The following is a 7,113-nucleotide window of genomic DNA, read 5'->3' as shown; positions in this document are numbered from 1 at the left end:
GGCTGGCTCCCACAGGGGATTGTGAACGACACAAACCCAATGTGGGAGCCAGCCTGCTGGCGATGGCGGCATCAGCTACAGCAGAAAACTAAAAGCGAGAACCGGGCCCGGAAAGAAACGCCAGCTCTTCAGCCGTAGACTCCCTTCCCAACACCGCATTCCTGTGCGGAAACCGCCCAAACCGCGCAATCACCTGCTGATGCTTCTCGGCATAGTTCAGATAGTCGATAAACAGTGCCCGATCACTCTCAGGCTGTTGCGCAACCAGATCGATGTACCGCGAAACCGCCTCGTTCTGCACCGCCAGATTCTCGCAATGCTCAAACACCAGGTAGATAAACACCCGTTGAATCGGCCGCAACTGCCGATCGAAATCCGCAGCAATGCCTTGCGCCACCAGTGCCTGAGCCCTGAGATCGCCTGAAAAGGATTTGGGGGTGTCGCGAAAGATCATTCGCGGGAGCTGATCGAGCAGCAGCACCAAGGCCAGCCAACCTTCGGGGCGTTGCGCCCATTCAGTCAATCCGCCGGCCAGTGCCTGCTCGACCCAGTCCCCGAAACGCGTCTGCGCTTCGAGGTCCTGGCTGTCGCGCTTGCCGAACCATAACTTGCCCTTGTCAGCCGCTATGTCTTGGGGGGATTCGAAGGTTCCGAACCACCACTCGAGCAACGGCTGCCAGGGCGCGGTCATGGTTTATTCCTTGTGGTAAGCCGTGACGCGTTCGACTTCTTCTTTCGAACCGAGGAACACCGCAACACGCTGGTGCAAGCCCTCAGGCTTGATGTCGAGGATGCGCTGATGGCCATCGGTGGAAGCGCCGCCAGCCTGCTCAACCAGGAACGACATCGGGTTGGCTTCGTACATCAGACGCAGTTTGCCCGGCTTGGACGGCTCGCGGTTGTCGCGTGGGTACATGAACAGACCGCCACGGGTCAGGATACGGTGCACGTCGGCAACCATCGCCGCGACCCAGCGCATGTTGTAGTTCTTTTTCAGCGGGCCTTCATCGCCAGCCAGCAATTCGTCGACATAACGTTGTACCGGCGCTTCCCAGTGACGCTTGTTGGACGAGTTGATCGCAAATTCCTGCGTGGACTCCGGGATCGTGATGTCTTCATGGGTCAGCACGAAGCTGCCCATTTCACGGTCCAGGGTAAAGCCCTTCACGCCATTGCCCAGGGTCAGCACCAGCATGGTCTGTGGACCGTAAATCGCATAACCGGCGGCAACCTGCTGAGTGCCTGGCTGCAGGAAGGCCTTTTCGTTCAAAGGCTCGTTCTGGGTCAGGTATTCGTTCGGGCAACGCAGCACCGAGAAGATCGTACCGACCGGCGCGTTGATGTCGATGTTCGACGAACCATCCAGTGGGTCGAATACCAGCAGGTACGCGCCTTTCGGGTATTTGCCCGGGATCTGGTAGGCATTATCCATTTCTTCGGATGCCATGCCGGCCAGGTGACCGCCCCATTCGTTGGCTTCGAGCAGGATGTCGTTGGACATCACATCAAGCTTCTTCTGCACTTCGCCTTGGACGTTTTCAGTGCCCATGCTGCCCAGAACGCCGCCCAGGGCGCCCTTGGACACGGCGTGGCTGATTTCCTTGCAAGCACGCGCCACCACTTCGATCAGGAAACGCAGATCGGCAGGGGTGTTGTTGCTACGGGTCTGCTCAATCAAATAGCGACTCAGGGTAACGCGGGACATGGAAGGCTCCGGTGGAATTGGGGGCTAAAAACCCGCGCAGTTTAACGCGAGTCGAGGCGCATTTCCTCCTATCAGACGTGATACGCCCAATAGAGTTCATGCGCGGGGTTGAGCGTAGCCGTAAATGAACTCTATGGCGGCGAGGGAGCTTGCTCCCGTTGGGGTGCGAAGCGGCCCCCTGAAGCATTCGCCGCCATTTGTCCGAGAACATGCAGCCGCAGAAGTTACGACTGCTTCGCAGCCGAACGGGAGCAAGCTCCCTCGCCACAGGTTCAGGGTTTAACGGGGGGCTTGCGCAGCAAACTGAACGCCATCGCTGCGAGAAACAGCACGCTCAGCAGCAACACCCCCCACAACCCGAACTTCTTCCAGTCCGTGTCCGCTGTCGCGGCCGCCGTCACCGTGGAGGAGTTGCTCACCACCGCCGCACCCTCCACCGAAGCCTTGCCCAGCGCCGCCCACTTGGCCGCGCTGTAATCCGGGATCAGCGTCGACAACGGCAGGTTCGCCGCCTTCACCGTCGCACTCCCCAGCGCCAGCGTATAAGGCCCCGCCCCACGTGCCAGGAACACCAATTGCGTCGAGCGCACAGCAAACTTCAACGTCGGCGCTTCAGCACCCAAGCCACCGCCGCGCTCATCCACGACCAGCTTCAACTGCTGCACGGTTTGCCCCGACAGCTGCAATTCGTTCTGCACCACGTCCTGGCCACTCTGGGTCAGGCGATAGAGCAAACCGCTGGTCAGCGGCTGCCACGGCAAGCTGCTTTCGCGACGACCGGACAACGTCACCGGCGCCAGGCTGTTGGGCTGACTCAGCTCGACCTGGACCCGCTCGACATTCAGCCCCATCGGCAACTGCCAGGTGTACTCTCCCGCCTTCACGCTGCTGCCCGCCAGCGGCTGCGACCAGACCAACGGCAGCGGCAGACTGCGGGGACTCGCGCTTTGCAGCTGCGCAGACGTCAGCGTCGGTGCCAATTGCGGTGAATTCCACAGCAGGCGCAGATAACGCGCCGATTGCCCCGGCAAGCCGACTTCATGCTGCTCGACCCGTTCATCGGCAAACGTCAGCCGCGCCACCTGGCCTTCGCCCCACGACTGCCAATGCTGCAAGTCGTCGCTGGCCTCGATGGTGAAACGCTGAAAGCCATCGCGCTCGCTGGTCCAGTCGAGGATCAACTGCTGCAACGGCGCCTTGATGGCGCTGGCGTCGAGCAACCAGCCGCGCAGCACTTCTTCGCCCGCCTCCAGCTGACTGGACGGTTGCACTTCGACCAACGTGCCGTTCGCGCTCGATTGCACGCGGATGCCCGGCGCGCGCTCCGTGGCGTCCGCCGAGGTGTACAGCGGGAACCACTTCACATCGGTCAGCGTACGATTTTCCCGGGTTGACGCCGCCTCGCGAGCCAAGGCGTAGGCCTGGGCCTCACCGGCAGCGTTGAACACGCGAACATCGCTGAGGTCCGTTTGCCGCGCATTCAGTTGCACGCTCAAGGGCAATTCGAGGCGATACCAAGGCCCTTCGCCGCTCACCGACAACGGCACGTGCGTGGCAAAGTCCGCCGGTTTTTCCTGAGCGCTGGCGGACAGCGCCACACCCAACGCAACAGCGCCCAACCAGCCCAGGTTCAACTTCTGACTCAAGACGACACTCCTTCGGTTTCAGGGGCCGGCCTTTCAGCGTCGGCTCCGCCTTGGCGCGCAGCCTCGGCGCGCTTGGGCGGCAGCGGCGCGAAATAGCCCACCACCAGCAGCAACACGCCGACGCCGATAAACGACACAATCCGCGCAAGGCCGCCACGGTTACTCAGTTCGACAAAGAACAGTTTGGCCACCACCACGCCAATCAGCGCGGCGCCGATCAGCCAGACTTCACGGCGATGACGCAGATGGCCGCCGATCATCAGGCTCAGCGCCATCAGGGTCCAGACGATGGACAGCCCCGCCTGCACCAGCATCGATTCAAGCAACGCATCGAGCTCGAACGGCACACCGCCCCAATGGTGCGCGGTGCGCATCACCAGTGCGGTGAAGAATGCGAACAGCGAGACCCCGGCGATCAGTTGCGTGGCGTGCTCTATGTAATCTTTGCGAATCGCCAGTTGCGTCACGGCGCTGCGGGACCAGACGTAGACGCCGAACAGCGCAAACAGCAGACCCAACTCTAACGGATTGACCAGCGGCACATAGGGCAGCGGCTCGGCCGTGCCGTCGCTGACGATATTCGCCAGCCAGAACCAGCCGAGCATCAGCAGCGCCAACGGTGCCGCCGCATAAAAACGGTACTCGCGTGGATACGCCGAAACAGGCCAAGGCCCATTGCGTGGCGCCGCCATCAGCACCAGATACAGACTCGGCAGGATCGCCCAACCCAGCCAGCGCCAGGCGTTGTACTGCTCGGACAACAGCAGCAAACCGTAACGCAGCTCCAAGGCCAGCACACCGATCAACAGCCAGCAGCCGAGCACATGAGCGGTGCTCAGGGCACGCGCCGGCAACATCGGCGCCAGACGTCGCAGGGAGATGAAATGCACGACGAACACGGCCGCCCACACCAGCCAACCGAAATTGGCTGCCGGGTGATAACGCGAGTACCACGCGGCGAGCAGTACCAGACCGGCAGCGGGCATAAGCAAGGTGCAAAGCAGGCCCAGCGACGACCAATTCAAGCGCAGCGCCAACACCGCCCACAGCGCCACGCTCAAGGCGGCAACCGCCAGCAACAAGGTTGCTTGCAGATTCAGCGGTGCAAAACGCAGCACTTCGCTGATCCACGCCAGCGCCCACCAGCCTGCGCCCCACACCAGCAGCACTTCGGACAAACGCTGCAAGCTCAGCACATCAAACGCCGAGGCATGGTTGCCAAGTTGCAAGCGCCACGCTCCGACCATCGCGGCCAGACCCAACACCAGCGGCGTCCAGAAACCGCTGTGGGCCAGAGGTTTCAACCCTTCGCTGGCCAGCGGCCCGAGCAGGTCCGGCCCCGCGAACAGGAACGCCGCGCCGCCAATCAACTGCAAAAGCAAACCGAAGACAAAACTCACGCGCTGCTTGAGGTACAGGCTCAGCCAAATGATGAACAAGCCACTGGCCGCCCACACCGCACTCGCGGTCTGCCAGGGCAGCACGAACAGCACCGCCAGGTTGATCAGCACCAGACCCGCCAGCAACACCACCGACAAGCCGCGCAGCAGCCGGACATCGCTGCGCACCATCTCATCACGCGCGGCGAGCAACATGCCGGCGATCAGCGCGAGGCCGATCAAAGACGCGCTGAGCAAACCGCTCCAACCCGCGCTGAACACGGCGCCAGACTCACCGCTGGAACCTTGCAAGCGCAGCAGGAACAGCGCACCGCCGAGCAACTGGACAGCAAACGCGGTGAACAGGAACGTGCGCGATTGCAGACGCAGACCGACAAACAACGTCGCCAACCCCGCCAACGCCCAACTGATCGCGGTGCCGTGGGTCAGGAAGAACAATGGCGCCAACAGATAGAGGAAGGTCAGGCCCAGGCAAGCCAACACCGGCCGCCCTTTGCGCTCCCATTCCGATGTCTGTTCGGGCAGGGCTTTGCGCAATTGATAGAAGCTGAACAACAACGCCACGCCGAGCATCAACGCGCCCAGCGGAGCGCCGTCGAGCAAACTGCCGTCGCCGATGCGCAATTCGCTGACAAACGCGATGGCCGAGCCCAGTTGCAGCAGCAAGGCAAACGCACGAGCCAGCGGTCGTTGCTGACGCAGGCCGAGCCAGAAAATGCCCGCGCCCTCGACCGCCCAAGCGGCAGCCGTCCAGCGCGCGTCGAGCCCCAGCGGAATCGCGAGGCTGGCGAAGATCACGCCCAGCGCCAAACAGGTTTCCGCGAGCAGCAATGCGCGGCCGCCCATCAGGAAACGCGCCAGGCCCATGTAGATCATGCCCAAGGCCAAGGCACTGAACGCTGCGGCAAATTCCAAATGCTGAACCAGCGCGAACTGCAATCCGAATCCCACCAGCGGCGGGCCGAACAGCATCGTGCCGTCGACATAATCGCCCTTGCGCGCCGACCAACGCAGCAGCGCCTCGCGGCTGTCGTCCTCGGGGGCGTCGCTCATCTCCAGCAGCTTGCGACGGGCAAACAGCAGGCCGATGGCCAGGTACATCAGGAAGAACAGCACCAGGAACGGTTCGGTGCTCCACAGCAATTCCGGTGTGTAGGAGCGCAGGCCCCAGGCGAAACCGATACCGAAGGTGCCGACGAAACCGATCAGGTTCAGCAGTCGCCAGGCCTTGAACCAGGCGATGGCGAGGATGCCGGCGTTGAGCAAGGCGAAGTAGCTGAACAGCGCGACGTGGTTGCCGGCGCCGGTGGAAGTCAGGATCGGTGCCGCGAAGCCGCCGAGTGCAGCGGCCGCGGCCAGGCCCAACGCATCCTGGGTGATGGCGAGAATCGCCGAGAACACCGTGACCGCGACCAGCAGGCCCAGGGCGGCGCTTGGATCGAGCAACGGGTGCAGGCGCATCGCGGCAAACACCGTCAGGTACAACACGGCGATGCCGGTGCCTTGCAGCATCAGCGCGTAATTGCTGTTGCGTGTTCTTAGCCACCAACCCAGACCAAGCAAGCCCAACGCAGCGGCCGCAACCCCGGCGTAACGCAGTTCGATCGGCACCACCATGCCTTCGGTGGCATACCGCAGCAAGAACGCCAGACCGAGGAACAACAGCACCACGCCGACCCGCAGCACGGTGTTGCCGCCGAACAGCCAGTTGCGAGCGCCGCTGATGGCCCGCTCGATGAAGTTCGGGCCACGCGGGACGGCGGGTTGTTGCGGTTCGCGGGTAACAGGCTCGGGTTTCCAGACATCGTCGGGCAGCGGACGGCTGGTTTGCGCTGCCGTTGCGCTCATCGGCTCGAGTTCGGGCGGAAGATCCCAGATCAGCTCGGGGGTTTCGACAGGAATATCATCGAGGGTGAAGTCAGGCGACGGAGCGGCTTCGCTGGCAACCGGCTCGCTGGTTTCAGGCGTTGTGACGCCCGGCACCTCCAACAATGCCAGGCGTTGCTGCACGCCATTGAGCGCAACCTGCGCCTGCTCCAGCAGTCGACGCTGCTCGGTCGCTTCTGAATCCAGGCGGCCGATACGAATGGCCTGCCCTACTCCCAACCCGAGCAGCGCACCCAATAGCGCATCGCTGAATGACTCATCGAGTATCCAGCCCAGCACCAGCCCAATCAGCATGAACATCCATTGCATGGTCGATATCCCTAAGCGGCCCCGCTGCGGGGCGAATCCGGGTGAAGCAGTCTCTGGCTGAGTCTAGTGTGAAACCACACAAACCTGTGGGAGCGAGCCTGCTCGCGAAGGGGCCATGACATTCAGCATTGACGTTGAATGTCAGACCGCTTTCGCGAGCAGGCTC

At 62.5% G+C, this 7,113-nt stretch carries 4 protein-coding genes; all 4 read right to left on the bottom strand.

From position 1 onward, the window contains the following. Positions 1-88: 88 nt before the first annotated feature. Positions 89-691: a DUF924 family protein gene (locus tag QMX98_RS30445; RefSeq protein WP_102593467.1), complete on the bottom strand. Its 603-nt coding sequence runs from the start codon at positions 689-691 to the stop codon at positions 89-91. Between the two features lie 3 nt (positions 692-694). After that, a complete protein-coding gene (locus tag QMX98_RS30440) occupies positions 695-1,705 on the bottom strand; it encodes a class 1 fructose-bisphosphatase (protein ID WP_010464542.1) in 1,011 nt (336 codons plus the stop codon). 272 nt (positions 1,706-1,977) lie between these two features. Then, positions 1,978-3,351: a DUF3999 domain-containing protein gene (locus QMX98_RS30435; RefSeq protein ID WP_221108071.1), complete on the bottom strand. Its 1,374-nt coding sequence runs from the start codon at positions 3,349-3,351 to the stop codon at positions 1,978-1,980. Then, positions 3,348-6,947: a DUF2339 domain-containing protein gene (locus QMX98_RS30430; RefSeq protein ID WP_282411862.1), complete on the bottom strand. Its 3,600-nt coding sequence runs from the start codon at positions 6,945-6,947 to the stop codon at positions 3,348-3,350. The genes QMX98_RS30435 and QMX98_RS30430 overlap by 4 nt, the downstream gene beginning before the upstream one ends. Between the last annotated feature and the right edge of the window lie 166 nt (positions 6,948-7,113).

This window comes from Pseudomonas sp. PS02303 (genome assembly GCF_029959925.1).
Lineage (GTDB): Bacteria > Pseudomonadota > Gammaproteobacteria > Pseudomonadales > Pseudomonadaceae > Aquipseudomonas > Aquipseudomonas mandelii.
Note: the sequence above shows the minus strand (reverse complement) of the source record. Positions and strands in the feature narration are given on the sequence as shown.